This window comes from Maribacter chungangensis (assembly GCF_042676845.1).
GTDB lineage: Bacteria > Bacteroidota > Bacteroidia > Flavobacteriales > Flavobacteriaceae > Maribacter > Maribacter chungangensis.
In genome coordinates this window covers 71,687-87,000 of the sequence record NZ_JBHTHY010000007.1, presented here as the reverse complement: position 1 = coordinate 87,000, position 15,314 = coordinate 71,687, and the positions used below count along the sequence as shown (strand labels likewise).

Sequence of the window (15,314 nt, the reverse complement as noted above, 5' to 3'; positions counted from 1 at the left end):
CTAGGGGATTGGAAGTTTCAAGAAATTTTATTTTTAAGCAGTACTCCTTTTTTTTGTACCCTATTCCTTGGATTTTATTTCCTTCCTTAGTTTCCCTATTTTAAAAATATTTACTAGAAGTATAGGAATGAAGAAAATGGGTAAAAATGTCATAAAATCTACCCCATTTTGTACGGTTCCATAAACGCAGACCACGACCATAACTATTAGGATTCCTCCAAAGGCCGAGGTGCCCTTCGTTAGTTTTTCTTGCTCAGCTTTTAAACCGTTTAAACTGTTCATTTTTTCCTTTTTATAGGCACATAGAATTGTCTACGTACATCAACTGTCTACATCCAAATACGACCAACCACCCTCTATAACCTACCTCACACATCACAAATCGTAACCCCTTGCTTTAGCGCATCTATTTTGTTCGCCCAAGTTGGAATAAACTCCTGCGCTACATGACCTTTGTAGCCTGTTTCCAAAATGGCTTTCATAATCGCGGGATAATACAGTTCTTGGGTTTCATCGATTTCATTTCTGCCCGGATTTCCTCCCGTGTGATAGTGGCCAATATAGCTATGATATTCTTTTATGTTCCTGATAATATCACCCTCCATGATCTGCATGTGGTAAATATCGTACAGAAGTTTAAAGCTTTCGGAACCAATTGCCTCACAAAGTGCCGCTCCCCAAGCGGTATGGTCGCACATGTAATCTTTGTGGTCTACCTTGCTATTAAGGAGTTCCATTTGTATGACCACCCCATGTTTTTCTGCCATTGGCATAATCTGCTTTAAGCCTTTTGCACAGTTTGCCAACCCCGTGGTGTCCTCCATTCCCCTTCTGTTGCCACTAAAACAAATGAGATTAGTGTAGCCGGCCTCGGCTACTTTCGGAATCATCTCCGTATAATTCTTGATCAGGGTGTCGTGGTACCGTGGGTCGTTCCACCCTTCGGTAAGGCTAATTTCCGCACCCCAGCACATAGCGGCATGAATATTATATTTTTTAAGTAACGGCCAGTCTTTTGGTCCAACTAGGTCTATTGCCCTAATATCGAGTTCGTTCAGGTTTTTAAGAAAGTCTTCAAACTCAATAGTATTATAACACCAATAACAAACACTATGGTTTATATTGTGTTTTAGTTTTGTGGCGGCGGCAATTTGATGTTCTTTGGCCTGTAGCGAGCTAGCGGCGAGAAGACCTACCGAGGCCACTGCCGACGTGCCTAAAAATTTACGTCTTTGCATTCTATGGTTTTTTAAAGCGATTCTAAATATAATTTTTTTAGATTTAAAAAATGGAATTAAAACCCGATAAACGCGCTTTGATCGAGTTGGCACATTATAAAATGCCGTTTGGCAAGTTTAAAGGCCGGTATCTCATAGATTTGCCAGAGCCTTATTTAATATGGTTTAGACAAAAAGGATTTCCCGCTGGGAAATTGGGAGAAATGCTTCAATCTGTTTTGGAAATCAAGATAAACGAATTGGAATCGCTGGTTAAACGAATTCAAAAAGATTTTCCAAAGGAAACCAAGTAAGTTTAAAGTCAATTTGTAACTTTGTGTCCCGTAACACAGAAATCACACATGTCACAGACCAAATACATCTTCGTTACGGGAGGAGTTACTTCATCCCTAGGAAAAGGAATCATTGCCGCATCTTTAGCTAAATTATTGCAGGCACGCGGTTACCGAACTACCATTCAAAAGTTAGACCCCTACATTAACGTAGATCCTGGAACCTTGAACCCTTATGAGCATGGCGAATGTTACGTTACGGACGATGGCGCGGAAACAGACTTGGACCTTGGGCATTACGAGCGTTTTTTAAACGTAAACACCTCCCAGGCAAATAATGTAACTACGGGTAGAATTTATCAAAGTGTTATAGATAAGGAACGAAGAGGGGAATTTTTGGGAAAAACGGTGCAAGTTGTACCACATATTACCAATGAGATAAAGGAACGGGTTCAACTGTTGGGCAACAGTGGCGATTATGATATTGTTATTACCGAGATTGGCGGTACCGTAGGTGATATTGAATCCCTGCCCTACATAGAGGCCGTTAGGCAAATGCTATGGGAAATGGGCGATAATAATGCTATCGTCATCCATTTGACCTTGGTACCCTTTCTTTCTGCAGCGGGCGAACTAAAAACAAAACCCACACAACATTCGGTTAAAACCTTGATGGAAAGCGGTATAAAGGCCGATATCCTGGTCTGTAGGACCGAACACGAAATTTCGGACGATATTAAAGAAAAACTTGCGCTTTTTTGTAATGTAAAGCGAGAAGCGGTTATACAGAGTATTGATGCCTCTACCATTTATGATGTGCCAATTCTAATGCAGGACGAGGGTCTTGATACGGTTACATTGAAAAAATTGAACCTTCCGGATGAAATAGAACCGGATTTAACTCAATGGAAAGAATTTCTAAAGAGACATAAGAATCCAAAAGATGAAGTTACCATTGGTTTGATAGGTAAATATGTGGAGCTACAGGATTCGTATAAATCCATTTTAGAAGCCTTTATACATGCAGGTGCACAGAACGAAGTAAAAGTGAAGGTTCGTTCCATACATTCGGAATATATAAACGATCAAAACTATCAGGCAAAACTTAAAGACCTGGACGGTATTCTGGTAGCTCCTGGTTTTGGGGAACGCGGAATAGAAGGTAAGATACAGGCGGTGCGGCATGCAAGGGAGTCGGGCATTCCATTTTTGGGTATTTGTTTGGGCATGCAAATGGCAGTAATAGAGTACGCAAGAAATGTTCTTGGTTTGGAGGATGCCAGTTCTACGGAAATGGCAGAGGACACCCTTAATCCGGTCATTAGTATAATGGAGGAGCAAAAAACCATCACGAACAAAGGCGGTACCATGCGTTTAGGTGCTTGGGACTGTGTATTAAAGGAGGATAGCCTAGTGCGGAAGATTTACGGTGGGGTAAAACAGATCAAGGAACGCCACCGCCATAGGTACGAGTTTAACAATACATATAAAGAGCAACTGGAAAACGCGGGACTGATCGCCTCTGGTATAAATAGTGAAACAAACTTGGTAGAAATTGTGGAGCTAGAGGAGCATCCTTGGTTCATAGGGGTGCAGTACCATCCGGAATATAAGAGTACCGTAGCAAACCCGCACCCTTTGTTCGTTGGATTTGTAAAGGCTGCCTTAGCGCATAAAAAGGCATAAAACAATGCCACTATGGCATATACTCCCTATTTGGGCATATATTTGCGCTTACGAAGAAGGGTTTTGAAGTATAAACCGTAAGATTACCATATTAACGAGATATTTTTTAGATGGAAGAAAAGAAAATAGATGTGAATTCTATAATCGGTTTCGTACTGATTTTTGGAATACTCATCTTCATGTTTTATCAAAACCGCCCAACACCGGAAGAGATAGCTGAAAAAGAAGCACAACAAGAACAGGTCGATGCCCAAGCGGCAGCGGTCGAAGCGGAAAGAGCAATACCCGTACCTAACGAAACACCGGTGTTGGATATAAACGATTCCACAGCCGTAGCTAGTTATAAAAGTCAGATCGGGGCATTTGGATTTACGGCACCAAAGGAAGGAACTACCGTTCTCGAAAATGACCTCTTATTTTTACGGATAGCCAATAAAGGTGGAACCGTAGTAGAGGCCAAAATGAAGAATTTTGTAACCCATGATTCCGTTCCCGTCTACTTGGTTAAGGACGGTAATTCGCAGTTTGGACTTACATTTTCTACAACGGACAATCGTGTGCTGAACACTAAAGACCTATTTTTTGAGCCTTCATTGAGCAATTCCAACGGAAATCAGGTTCTCTCCTTAAAGGCTAAAACATCCAACAGCCAGTATTTGGAATACCGATATGAAATGAGACCGGAGGATTACTTGGTGGATTTTACCATCAGGAGCCAAGGTTTGGACCGGGTCATTAGCAGTGGTAGGCCGGTTTCTCTGGATTGGGGGTTGAAAGCGATTCGACATTCTAAGAGTATCGAATATGAAAATAGGTATACACGTCTTACTTATAATCATGAGGATGATAAAATAAGTAAACTCTCCGAACGCAGTGATGACGAGGAGACGGAAGAAGACATTAAGTGGTTGTCTTACCGACAGCATTTTTTCAGTACTATTTTAGCTACAGATGAACCGTTTAAAAGTGGAGAGCTTTCTTCCAAAGATCTGGTAGAGGAAGAAAGCAGGACATTTGGCTTTACAAAAGAATACAGATCGGTTCTTCCATTGGAAATCAAAGGAGGGGAGCTGGTAAAAAACATGAAATGGTATTTTGGGCCTACCGATGTAGCCGTGTTGTCGGAATATGAGGATTTGGGCCTAGCGGATTCCATCCCTTTTGGTTGGGGAATCTTCGGGTGGATAAACAGGTATATTTTCACCCCTTTTTACTCCTTATTAGGCGGAATGTTTCCTGCTGGAATTGCGATTATCATTATGACTATTTTGGTTCGTTTGGCCATGTCTCCCGTAACCTATAAGTCTTATTTGTCGCAGGCAAAAATGAAGGTATTGAAGCCGGAGATAACGGAGTTGGGCGAAAAGTATAAGGACAATGCCATGAAAAAGCAGCAGGAAACCATGAAATTGTATGGCAAGGCCGGGGTAAGCCCTATGAGTGGTTGTGTGCCTGCATTTTTGCAAATGCCAATTTTCTATGCCTTGTTTATGTTTTTCCCGACTTCTTTTGCCTTACGTCAAAAACCTTTTTTATGGGCGGACGATCTATCTTCTTTTGATACTATTTATCAATTTCCAGAAGGTTTTTCTATACCATTTTACGGGGATCACGTTAGTTTATTTCCTATTTTGGCCTCTATCGCCATTTTCTTTTATATGATGATGACAACGGGGCAGAACATGCCAACACAACCTGGCATGCCCAATATGAAATTTATCATGTATTTGATGCCTTTTATGATGTTGTTCTTTTTTAACAACTATGCTAGTGGATTGAGTTTGTATTATTTTGTTTCTAACATGATTACCATTGGAATTATGTTGGTCATCAAGAACTTTATCCTGGACAATGATAAAATACATGCCCAGATACAGGAAAATAAAAAGAAACCAAAGAAAGAAAATAAGTTCCAGAAAAAAATGCGTGAGATGATGGAGCAAGCCGAAGCTCAAAAGAAGAATAAGTAAATTTCAATGGATTAATTCCTAAAAACGGCGAGGCAAATAGTTGATAATACTATTTGTTTCGCCGTTTATTTAGAATACTTAATGCCGGTACCTGATAGAAAAATGGTTGTTGTAAAACATTTACGAAAAAACTACGATGAAATTAATACTGAAAATATTCAAATGGATTGGTAAAATTTTAGCTGGATTTATAATCATACTGTTAACTTCAGGTTTATGCTTCAGATTATTTAGCTCAAAACCTGTTCCTCCTGGAAAATTAGTCGACGTAAATGGTACTAATCTTCATATAAGAGCAGAAGGTCAAAAAAATGATTTTCCAACTCTTATTCTTGAATCAGGTGCGGGAAATGATACAGACGTGTTTCATTGGATTGCCGAAGGTTTGAAAAAAAATATGAGAGTTATACGTTATGACAGAGAAGGAAAATGGTTTAGCGAACCTAGTGAAGACAGTATTAAACCAGAATTTTATGCTCGCCAATTACATTCGTTATTAGAAAAGAATGGAGAAAAACCACCTTATATTTTAATTGGTCACTCAATGGGTGGTCCGTATAATCGAATATTCAGAGACCTATATCCAAATGAAGTACAAGGAATGGTCTTTATAGACTCAAGTCATCCAGAACAATGGGAACGATTGACTGAAAATGGATTATTTGAAGAAAACCAAATTGGTCTCATAAAAACTCTTGCAGTTCTTTCCGATATGGGACTATTAGGAGTATATAATTCAATAAGCGATCCAAAATCTATAGATGAGGATTTACCAAAAGATTGTCAGAATCGTAAACGTAATCTCACTTCTTATTCGGGAAAAGTTTATCGTAGATATTTAAAGGAAAATAGCATAAATAATGCTATTCTTTCAAGAGCAAGTCAAACAAGCAAATTAGACTCATTGCCCGTTTTAGTTTTTACAGCAAAAAAACAGTATGGCGACCCTGAAATATGGTTCGAAATGCAAAAAGAATTGAAAAATTTATCTACTAAAGGAAAACATTTTTATATTGATGCAAATCACGGTTCCATAATTACAAAAAAAGAAAATGCCGAAGTAATTAATAAAGAAATACTTTTAATGAGTAAATCAATTAACTAAAAAATAAAAAACGTTTTACAACAACTGCTTATGGCCACGACCGTTCATAGTAATGCGGTGGTACGATCATAAGGCAATTAATCTCTTCTTTCCTAAAAGTGTTTTAATGCGTCTATAAGTAGAGCGTTATCGCTACTGCTGTCCGCCTTCTTATCATTTGGTCATAACCCGGAGGTATACAAAGTAAAAAGCCGCTACAATTTGTAGCGGCTTTTGCCATTGATTAAGGTTTGGTGTGGTAAGATTTGGGACGGTAAATATGCTTCTAAAATCCACCTAAAAAAAAATAGAGTTGTAAAGTGGTTGTATTTGTATGCTAACCTATCTACTTCTGTTGTTTAAAATGATTTCAAAAAAAAACCTCCCAAAAAATTGGAAGGTTTTATTATGTTTAACCAATATAAGTGAAGCTAGATTTAGTGTCCTGGATTTAGGATATCTACTATTTCTTGCGTTTGTAATACTTTGTCAACGATATGAACAATTCCGTTGCTTGCAATTACATCAGCTGTTGTTACATTGGCGTCTACGGCCGATTTATCTCTAATTTGTACACCATGGTTAAGTATGGCAAAAAGAGATTCTCCCTGTACCGTCACCAATTCTTGATGGTTGGAAAGGTCTGTAGAGGCGGCTGCACCCGGAACGACATGATAGGTCAATACCCTGGCCAATAATGCTTTTTCCTGAGCTGTATCAAAATCTGCAAGACTATGATAGTCATTACCCAAAGCATCCAATAAAGCTGCAAACGCCGCATTAGAAGGAGCGAATACCGTAAACGGACCATCGCCACTTAATACACCTACCAATCCAGCATCGGCTTGTATTAGGGCTTCAACCAATAGGCTAAGGTCCTGAACACTTTGCGCTGTCTCCACGATATTAGGTACTGGAGGGTTCAAGATATCCAATACTTCCTGAGGTAATAACACTTTGTTTATTACATGCACTACGCCGTTACTTGCTTTGATGTCCGCTGCTATTACAGCTGCGTTTGTTTCTGTTGCGTCTACGATATGTACCGTACCGTCTTTAATATTGATGCCAACATTTTCTCCCTGGAAAGTTTCGATGTTTTGTCCGTCGCTTAAATCTGTAGAAAAAGCTGCCGTGCCGGCTACCACATGATACGTCAATACTTTTACCAATAATGATTTTTCAGCTTCGGTATCGAAATCTGCAAGGCTGTTAAAATCATCTCCTAAAGCATTCAATAAATCAACAAAAGCCGCATTTGTAGGGGCGAATACGGTAAAAGGCCCGGTTCCGTTCAGTGTTTCCACTAATCCAGCATCGGCTTGTCCTAAAGCTCCGACGAGTAAGCTAAGGTCATCGGTTGCCACAGCTATTTCAACAATAGTTTGTAGGCTCATTTCAGCAAGCAGGTCCAGTACTTCCTGAGGTAATAATACCTTGTCGATGATATGAACTACACCGTTCGTTGCTTTTACGTCTGCAGCTATAACTGCCGCGTTAGTTTCAGTCGCATCAATAATATGTACCGTACCGTCTTTAAGATTGATTCCTACGTTTTCTCCTTGAAAAGTCTCTATATTCTGACCGTTGCTCAAATCTGTTGAGAAAGCAGCTGTACCGGCAACTACGTGATACGTTAATACTTTAACCAGGAGGGCTTTTTCAGCTTCCGTATCAAAATCGGAAAGGCTGTTGAAATCATCTCCTAACACATCCAATAAATCTGCAAATGCCTGGTTTGTAGGTGCAAAAACTGTGAAAGGACCATCACCGTTCAAGGTTTCCACCAATCCGGCATCAGCCTGAATTAAAGCATCTACCAATAAACTTAAATCATCGGTCGCAATAGCTGTATCTACGATACTTTTGAGTGAAAGAGTAGCAACAAAGTCTATGGCAGATTGTGGCAATAATACTTTATCTATTGTATGTGCTACACCGTTAGAAGCCATTATATCCGTAGCTGTAATATTCGCATCAGTACCGGAAGCGTCTCCAATTGTAAATGTGTCTCCGGACGCAATTATTTCTAGGCTATTCTCAGCAAGTGCCGTACCTACTGAACCAGGAGCTAAATCAGCAGCCATTACTTTAGCAGCGATTACATGGTATAATAAGATATCCTTTAATAAAGCCATTTCAGCTTCGGTATCAAAATCATCCAACCCATTGTAGTCGTCGCCCAACACTTCTAATAAAGCAACAAATGCATCGTCTGTTGGGGCAAATACCGTAAAAGGACCTTCGGAGGACAAAGTTTCTGCTAAGCCTGCCTTAATTACGGCCGCCTCTAGAATCGATAATGCTTCCGTAGCAACGACAACATCAACTAGGGTTCCCATCTCGTTTGTCATATCTCCGCTATTCAAAGCATCTATTATTGCTTGGGGCAACAAGACCTTATCGATAACATGAACAACACCATTACTTGCTTCTACGTCCGCTATCACCACTTTTGCGGCCGCCACCTCTTCTGCTTGTTTATCCTTAATGAAAACCCCACCTTCAAGACTTACGGTTACATCTTCCCCCTGTACGGTGGATATCATTTGACCACCGGATAAATCAGAAGATTTGGCAGCAACTCCACTTACAACATGATATGTTAATATGGTGGTTAGGATAGCTCTTTCTTCTGGTGTGTCAAAGTCTTCTAAAGAGTCAAAATCGTCAAGCGATTCTAATAATGCTGCAAATGCGGCATCGGTTGGAGCAAAAACCGTAAACGGCCCCTCTCCGCTTAGCGTTCCGATCAGGTCTGTACCTTCATTGTTGTCGGCGCTCGTCAATGCCGCTACGAGAGATTGTAATGCATCGTTACCAACTGCTGTTTCTACAATGTTTTTTTCGATCGCGGCTTTTGCGGTTTCATCATTTTCGTCGTTGTCACAAGACCATGCAACGAAAACGATCGCCAAGAGCGCGAGTAAGCTTTTAAAGGATACTACTTTTTTCATAATGTGTGTTTTAGGTAAATTGTTTAACTTATTTTTTATAAAATAAAACTATATAGACAATGTTGTTGTTTGGATATCTTTCAACAGTTACAAGTTTTTGTGGAGTCATCTTCCGGTTGTTGTTGATATATCGGTAATTTTTTAAACAGCACTACCTTTTTGTTTATTTATACTTAGGAGATGTGTAAAATTTAAAAGGGTTGCTTTTGTTTATTTAATTTTTAGATAAGTTTAACAAAATAGATATGATACTTCCTCTTTTTCGAATAATAGAAATAAAAAAGCCGCTGGTAAGAGCGGCTTTTAATTTCAATATTTGATACGATTTAGTTCGTTGTATCAGGAATCATCACTTTGTTAAGTACGTGGATTACTCCGTTTCCTGCTTGTACGTCAACAGCTATTATTCCTATATCCGTAGCTCCGGAGCCATCTGTTACATCGGCAATATTTGGATTAGTGCCGGGAAGGGTAATCGTAATGTTATCTCCTTCCAAAGAAGGCGCTACAGTAGCACCGTCTGCTGTTAAATCGCCGGATCTCACATTTCCACTAACTACATGGTGAAACAGTACATCCGTTAACAAGCTTTCATCGATATCTGCGACCTCGTTCCAATCCATATTGCTATCCAGCAAAGCTTTAAAAGCGGCATCAGTTGGAGCAAATACGGTAAAAGGACCTGCACCCGACAGTGTAGCTACGAAATCAGTATCTGGAGTTCCACTGGTCAACGCCGTTACTAACGGAGCAAAAGTTGGGTCTGCAACGGCAAAAGTTACAACGGTAGGAATATCGATTACCTCGCTTACAGCGTGCACTACACCGTTCGTAGCTACGATATCGAAGTTGCCTGCAACAACTCCCCCGGAACCGTTAAAGGTAACACCGTCGTCCGTGTTTATATACAAACTTAAATTATCACCGTCAGCATTGGCTGCTGCTGTATGGATGTAAGAATTGGTTAAGTCTGCGGAAAAAGCGGACGCGCCAACTACTACATGATTGGATAATACATTTGCGATTTCATTTGCATTTGGATTCTCAAAAGCCTCGAATGCACTATTTATTGGTGCAAATACGGTAAACTTTTCCTCGGTATTGGATAATAGATCTGTGAAGGTCGTATTGCCATCCGCGGTTAATGCACCTACTAAAGATGTTAGTGCACTATTAGCCAGCGCATGGTCTACTATGTTCGGTAATCCAATTACTGCATCTACAACATGAACAACTCCGTTTGTAGCTTTTATATCAGCTAACTCCAGATTAACATTAGATACTCCGTTTAATCTAACCCCTTCCGTTAGGTCTACGAACATACTCAAGTTTTTACCGTCTACACCTGCGGTAGAAGATGTAGGTACATATCCCGTTGTTAAGTCCGTTGAAAAATTTGCACCTGCAACTACGTGGTTCAGCAGTATTTGTGTAAGCACTGGTACTGGAACCGCGGCTAAATCGGCAAAGCCATTTGCAGCTAGGAAAGCATCAAAAGCATCGTTAGTTGGTGCAAACACCGTGAAGGGTCCATCGCCTGCCAGTACCGTGGGTAAATCACCGTCCGCGGCAACCAAGGCGGCAACTAAATTGCTTAAAGCCGGAGTTGCAATGGCCAAATCCGTAATTGAATTTAATAAAATTCCCTCCAACGCATCAATTGCTTCCTGGGGTAACAACACCCTGTCAATTACATGTACGATACCATTGGTGGCTTCTACATTTGCAGTTACCACGTTAGACGCTTTTCCCTCTGCGTCTATAAAAGCTGCACCTCCGTCTAAGCTTACCGTTATACTTTCACCTTGTAGCGTAGTAATAGTTTGCCCTTCTGTTAAGTCTGTGGACGCCAAGGCTGCACCGGAGGCTACGTGATAAGCTAGAATAGTTGCTAGTAGATCTTGAAGTTGCTGCTCATTAAAATCATCTAAAGATTGGAAACCGTCCAAACGACCCAGTAGCGCCGCGAAAGCATCGTTTGAAGGCGCTAGTACCGTAAAGGTTCCTGCTTCGTTACCCAAAGCAGCTATCAAATCATTGTTCGCACTTTCATCAGCTTTTGCCAATGCGGATACTAAGCTGGATAAGCCATTATTCCCTTGAGCGGTCTCTACTATGTTAGAGGGTTCTACGACGTTTACCACAGGTTTGTTGTCGTCACTGTCATCATCACAAGAAGCCGCAAAAATCAATAGAAATGCGACCAAAGTAGGTTTAAAAATTTTTAATAAATCTTTCATGGTAGTAAATTTTAAGTTAAATTGTTTAATAAAAAATATAAAAGTATAAACACAATAATTAATCTGTTTAAAGTTTTTGTTAAAACTTGATTTAATGTTTTACGATTAGTGTTTCACCTATATATAACTAATCTTTAGTATAAGCGTATGAATCTATAAACATTATTCTTATGATGATTAGTTTTCTAAAGGGTTGCGTTTGTTTATTTAATTTTTACAAAAGTTTAACAAAATAAAAATAAGCTTATGAATGGAATGTGACTGTTTTGTTCTTCGCCAAAAGTTTGAATTAATTATTGCAATGATTGGAGTAGCCTAGACACACAAGTGGAGTGTAACCATGTAATGTTGTATTTTTGTAGCGACAAAAGGGGTATATGAAAAAAGTAGTAATAGGATTGTCCGGTGGGGTAGATTCCAGTGTAGCCGCTTACTTATTAAAGGAACAGGGTTACGATGTTATCGGACTTTTTATGAAGAATTGGCATGATGATTCCGTTACCATTTCCGAGGAATGTCCGTGGTTGGAGGATAGTAACGATGCGCTTATTGTGGCCGAAAAATTAGGAATTCCGTTCCAGACCGTTGATTTAAGTTCGGAGTATAAGGAACGTATCGTTGATTATATGTTCCGGGAATATGAAATGGGGCGTACGCCAAACCCTGACGTCCTCTGCAATCGTGAAATTAAGTTCGATGTTTTTATGAAGATTGCCCTACAACTAGGGGCGGATTTTGTAGCTACCGGTCATTATTGTAGAAAAGGAGTTTTAAGCGATGAAGATGGCAACGAAACCTATCAACTTTTGGCAGGAAAAGATGGCAATAAGGACCAATCCTATTTTTTATGTCAGCTCTCCCAGGAGCAATTATCCAAAACCCTTTTTCCTATAGGAGGACTTACAAAGCCCCAAGTACGGGAAATAGCCGCTAAAATGGATTTGGTTACCGCGGATAAAAAAGATTCCCAAGGACTCTGTTTTATCGGTAAAGTACGCCTACCAGAGTTTTTACAGCAACAATTAAAGCCCAAAACAGGTAAAATAATTCAGGTGCCGGCAACTGTTCCGGTATATCAACGGGAAGTTCCCAAATTTGAAAACAAGGCCGAAGAGCTCGCGTTTTTTGCTGAAAAAGCGTCATATCGTGTAGAAGATGGCAGCATAGTAGGGAAACACCAAGGTGCGCATTATTTTACAAAGGGGCAGCGCAAGGGCCTTAACGTTGGTGGTACCAAGGAGCCTTTGTTCGTTATTGAGACCGATGTGAACGAGAACATCATCTACACAGGTGAGGGCAAATCACATCCAGGCTTGTACAGGCGCACCTTGTTCGTTAAGAATGAAGAGTTGCACTGGGTACGACCGGATTTGAGCTTGGAAGTAGATGAAGAACGTTCCGTATTGGCACGTATTCGATACCGACAAGAATTACAAAAAGCCACCTTGTATAAAGTAGATGTAGGATTGTACGTAGATTTTGAAGTGGCACAATCCGCCATTCAAGAAGGTCAGTTCGTGGCTTGGTATTTGGCCGATGAGCTGATAGGTTCAGGGGTTATTTCATAAAATAGATTGATTTGATATCCACTTAAGACGAGTAAAAGATGCGAAACAGGATAACGGCACTTTTTGATATTGACTACCCCATCATACAAGCAGGAATGGTATGGGCAAGTGGCTGGCGCTTGGCTTCCGCGGTTTCCAATGCCGGCGGTTTGGGTATCATTGGCGCTGGCAGTATGTACCCAGATGTGCTTAGGGAACATATTCAAAAATGTAAGCAGGCAACGGAGAGACCTTTTGCCGTAAACGTTCCTATGCTTTATCCGGATATTGAAAAATTGATGGACATCATTATAGATCAAGGTGTGAAAATTGTATTTACATCTGCGGGAAATCCCAAGACATGGATCTCTTATTTAAAGGAGAACGGTATTACCGTGGTACATGTGGTCAGTAGTGTTGCTTTTGCACTAAAGGCCGAAGCTGCCGGAGTGGATGCCGTGGTGGCCGAAGGTTTTGAGGCAGGCGGACATAACGGTAGGGACGAGACCACGACCTTGGTGCTGATTCCATCCGTAAAAGAGCAGGTGAACATCCCTTTGATAGCGGCCGGTGGCATTGGAACGGGCGAAGCCATGCTTGCCGCTATGGTTCTTGGTGCCGATGCCGTGCAAATAGGAAGTAGGTTCGTAGCAAGTGTGGAAGCATCTTCCCATCCACTTTTTAAAGAGAAAGTGGTGCAGGCCAAAGAAGGCGATACACAATTAACGTTGAAAGAATTAGCGCCAGTACGTTTGTTAAAGAACAAATTTTATGAAGATGTGCAAAATGCCTATGCCAACGGCTATACCCCGGAGCAGCTCAAACAATTGTTGGGTAGGGCGCGCGCCAAAAAAGGAATGTTCGAGGGCGATCTGGTGGAGGGCGAACTGGAAATTGGTCAGGTTTCGGCTTTGATCCATGAAATCAAACCGGCTGCCGAGATTCTTAACGAGATTCTTGCCGACTTTAAAAACGCTGTTGATAGGGTTGGTGATTTACGGCGGTTCTGAATTACGGTCTTAGTAGGATAACTATTTGCTTCGTTTTAGTATAATCGAAAGATTTTCTTATAATCCAAATCCTGATCTTTAAAAATCTGTGAAAATAACCTTGCAGTACACCTAAGGATATATGCAGCTATTACTATAATTAGGAACATTACGATTAAATTCAAGGGAAAAATATCGTTCATCTTAGCTGTAAGTAAAGACGCCTGTACCAGGTAAATCTCTAGGCATAGTCCACCTATTATTTTTATTGCAGCCCCAAATATTTTATGATTATAAATCTTCTTTAAAAACGCCGTGCCACCTAGTTTATAAAAATACATTGTCATTCCTAACAATGGTAAAATCGATATGATTTCTATCTCTTTTGGAATAATATTCTGTCTTGAGTAATATAGCATCGCATAGAATACCAAGATAGAAAGTATCAGAATAGCTAAGCTGCTACCAAAATTATGCGTAATTTTTTCCTGATATACCCCCGAAATGGCTCCTAAAAGCATAAATAGAAAATAGAAACTCCACCTAAAAAATGAATTATCACCATAGAATGAGGAATTGGAATCTTTATCAATCATAAAGAACCATATCATGACAGCTACAAACGATATAATACCACTCAAAATAAGCTGTTTTGACAATGTTTTATTTACTACGTAGAGAAAAATATACAATATCATTATACATGAAATAAACCATCCTCCTCCATAAAGGATAATTTCAAGCATGTTCTTAGAATTGTGGAAAAAGATAGCACTTAACAAGGCCCAAGCAAATACTGTTGGGTAGATTCTATTTATCCGTTTTTTATAAAATTGGTCAAACCGGCCTAGTGGTTTCAAAAATATAGTGAATCCCGAAGCAAAGAAAAAGAGGCAGTTTCCCATTGTTCCGCCTGTGGCTAAGGAACTAATCGGATATAATATTTCGAAACTCGAGTTGGTTATAAGCACGGCGGCAATAAACTTTATGACATCGATACTTATGTTTCTTTCTTTCATCTGTATATTGGCCATAACTGGTGTAATTGGTATAATTGGTTCACACTTAAACGTATAAAATGTTAAAAAAGTTGTATTTGACTTAGAAAATATAATTATTTTGCTTTACCAAAGTTGATTGCTGACAATATTCGATACACAATGCCAATGCACCAAAATTGATGTTTTAGTTCAATAATCGAGTGTTTAATTTTCCGTCAAGTGCCTGTTTTTATAAAAGGTCCTTCCTTTGAGAATGCCAAATAGCATCGTTCCCATATTGTATAGAAAATGACAAGATTTCTTATTTTCCAATCCAATCCAATCCAATCC

11 protein-coding genes are annotated in these 15,314 nt (G+C 39.9%); 6 read left to right on the top strand and 5 right to left on the bottom strand.

Annotated features, from left to right (window positions below; genetic code table 11):
- Window positions 1-60 precede the first annotated feature (60 nt).
- Both ACFQZJ_RS11025 and ACFQZJ_RS11020 read right to left on the bottom strand, forming a co-directional pair.
- Window positions 61-282 carry a hypothetical protein gene (locus ACFQZJ_RS11025; protein ID WP_379934539.1) on the bottom strand — a complete coding sequence of 74 codons (222 nt, stop codon included), beginning with the start codon at window positions 280-282 and terminating at the stop codon, window positions 61-63.
- 86 nt (window positions 283-368) lie between these two features.
- Window positions 369-1,238 (bottom strand): hydroxypyruvate isomerase family protein, encoded by an 870-nt coding sequence (locus ACFQZJ_RS11020; RefSeq protein WP_379934538.1) that lies wholly within the window; start codon window positions 1,236-1,238, stop codon window positions 369-371.
- A 50-nt stretch (window positions 1,239-1,288) separates the two neighbouring features.
- Between ACFQZJ_RS11020 and ACFQZJ_RS11015 the strand changes: the two genes are divergently transcribed.
- From ACFQZJ_RS11015 to ACFQZJ_RS11000, 4 genes are all read left to right on the top strand, one after another.
- Window positions 1,289-1,531: a DUF3820 family protein gene (locus ACFQZJ_RS11015; RefSeq protein WP_379934536.1), complete on the top strand. Its 243-nt coding sequence runs from the start codon at window positions 1,289-1,291 to the stop codon at window positions 1,529-1,531.
- 48 nt (window positions 1,532-1,579) lie between these two features.
- The gene (locus ACFQZJ_RS11010; RefSeq protein ID WP_379934535.1) at window positions 1,580-3,196 is read left to right on the top strand and encodes a CTP synthase; all 1,617 of its coding nucleotides are present in this window, start codon (window positions 1,580-1,582) and stop codon (window positions 3,194-3,196) included.
- 110 nt (window positions 3,197-3,306) lie between these two features.
- Window positions 3,307-5,166, top strand: coding sequence for a membrane protein insertase YidC (yidC, locus tag ACFQZJ_RS11005; RefSeq protein ID WP_379934533.1), 1,860 nt, complete (start codon window positions 3,307-3,309; stop codon window positions 5,164-5,166).
- A 136-nt stretch (window positions 5,167-5,302) separates the two neighbouring features.
- Entirely contained in the window at window positions 5,303-6,271 is a 969-nt protein-coding gene (locus tag ACFQZJ_RS11000) for an alpha/beta fold hydrolase (RefSeq protein ID WP_379934531.1), read from the top strand.
- 416 nt (window positions 6,272-6,687) lie between these two features.
- Here ACFQZJ_RS11000 and ACFQZJ_RS10995 read toward each other — a convergent pair whose 3' ends face one another.
- Together ACFQZJ_RS10995 and ACFQZJ_RS10990 are read right to left on the bottom strand one after the other, a co-directional pair.
- Window positions 6,688-9,207, bottom strand: a complete 2,520-nt coding sequence (locus ACFQZJ_RS10995; RefSeq protein WP_379934529.1) for a fasciclin domain-containing protein — start codon at window positions 9,205-9,207, stop codon at window positions 6,688-6,690.
- Window positions 9,208-9,533: 326 nt separating this feature from the next.
- Complete coding sequence (locus ACFQZJ_RS10990; RefSeq protein ID WP_379934528.1) at window positions 9,534-11,447, bottom strand: fasciclin domain-containing protein; 1,914 nt, start codon at window positions 11,445-11,447, stop codon at window positions 9,534-9,536.
- Window positions 11,448-11,824: 377 nt separating this feature from the next.
- On the opposite strand from ACFQZJ_RS10990, the gene mnmA reads away from it, so the two are divergent.
- On the top strand, window positions 11,825-13,015 hold the full coding sequence (mnmA, locus tag ACFQZJ_RS10985; protein WP_379934526.1) for a tRNA 2-thiouridine(34) synthase MnmA: 1,191 nt from the start codon (window positions 11,825-11,827) through the stop codon (window positions 13,013-13,015).
- A gap of 38 nt (window positions 13,016-13,053) precedes the next feature.
- The gene (locus tag ACFQZJ_RS10980) at window positions 13,054-14,004 is read left to right on the top strand and encodes an NAD(P)H-dependent flavin oxidoreductase (RefSeq protein WP_379934524.1); all 951 of its coding nucleotides are present in this window, start codon (window positions 13,054-13,056) and stop codon (window positions 14,002-14,004) included.
- A 35-nt stretch (window positions 14,005-14,039) separates the two neighbouring features.
- Here the strand turns inward: ACFQZJ_RS10980 and ACFQZJ_RS10975 are convergent, their stop codons facing one another.
- A complete protein-coding gene (locus ACFQZJ_RS10975; RefSeq protein WP_379934523.1) occupies window positions 14,040-15,017 on the bottom strand; it encodes an acyltransferase family protein in 978 nt (325 codons plus the stop codon).
- Between the last annotated feature and the right edge of the window lie 297 nt (window positions 15,018-15,314).

Bases quoted from the DNA above. Each gene is read 5' to 3' on its own strand.
- ACFQZJ_RS11025 (WP_379934539.1), bottom strand. From the start codon at position 282: ATGAACAGTTTAAACGGTTTAAAAGCTGAGCAAGAAAAACTAACGAAG.
- ACFQZJ_RS11020 (WP_379934538.1), bottom strand. From the start codon at position 1,238: ATGCAAAGACGTAAATTTTTAGGCACGTCGGCAGTGGCCTCGGTAGGT.
- ACFQZJ_RS11015 (WP_379934536.1), top strand. From the start codon at position 1,289: ATGGAATTAAAACCCGATAAACGCGCTTTGATCGAGTTGGCACATTAT.
- ACFQZJ_RS11010 (WP_379934535.1), top strand. From the start codon at position 1,580: ATGTCACAGACCAAATACATCTTCGTTACGGGAGGAGTTACTTCATCC.
- yidC (WP_379934533.1), top strand. From the start codon at position 3,307: ATGGAAGAAAAGAAAATAGATGTGAATTCTATAATCGGTTTCGTACTG.
- ACFQZJ_RS11000 (WP_379934531.1), top strand. From the start codon at position 5,303: ATGAAATTAATACTGAAAATATTCAAATGGATTGGTAAAATTTTAGCT.
- ACFQZJ_RS10995 (WP_379934529.1), bottom strand. From the start codon at position 9,207: ATGAAAAAAGTAGTATCCTTTAAAAGCTTACTCGCGCTCTTGGCGATC.
- ACFQZJ_RS10990 (WP_379934528.1), bottom strand. From the start codon at position 11,447: ATGAAAGATTTATTAAAAATTTTTAAACCTACTTTGGTCGCATTTCTA.
- mnmA (WP_379934526.1), top strand. From the start codon at position 11,825: ATGAAAAAAGTAGTAATAGGATTGTCCGGTGGGGTAGATTCCAGTGTA.
- ACFQZJ_RS10980 (WP_379934524.1), top strand. From the start codon at position 13,054: ATGCGAAACAGGATAACGGCACTTTTTGATATTGACTACCCCATCATA.
- ACFQZJ_RS10975 (WP_379934523.1), bottom strand. From the start codon at position 15,017: ATGGCCAATATACAGATGAAAGAAAGAAACATAAGTATCGATGTCATA.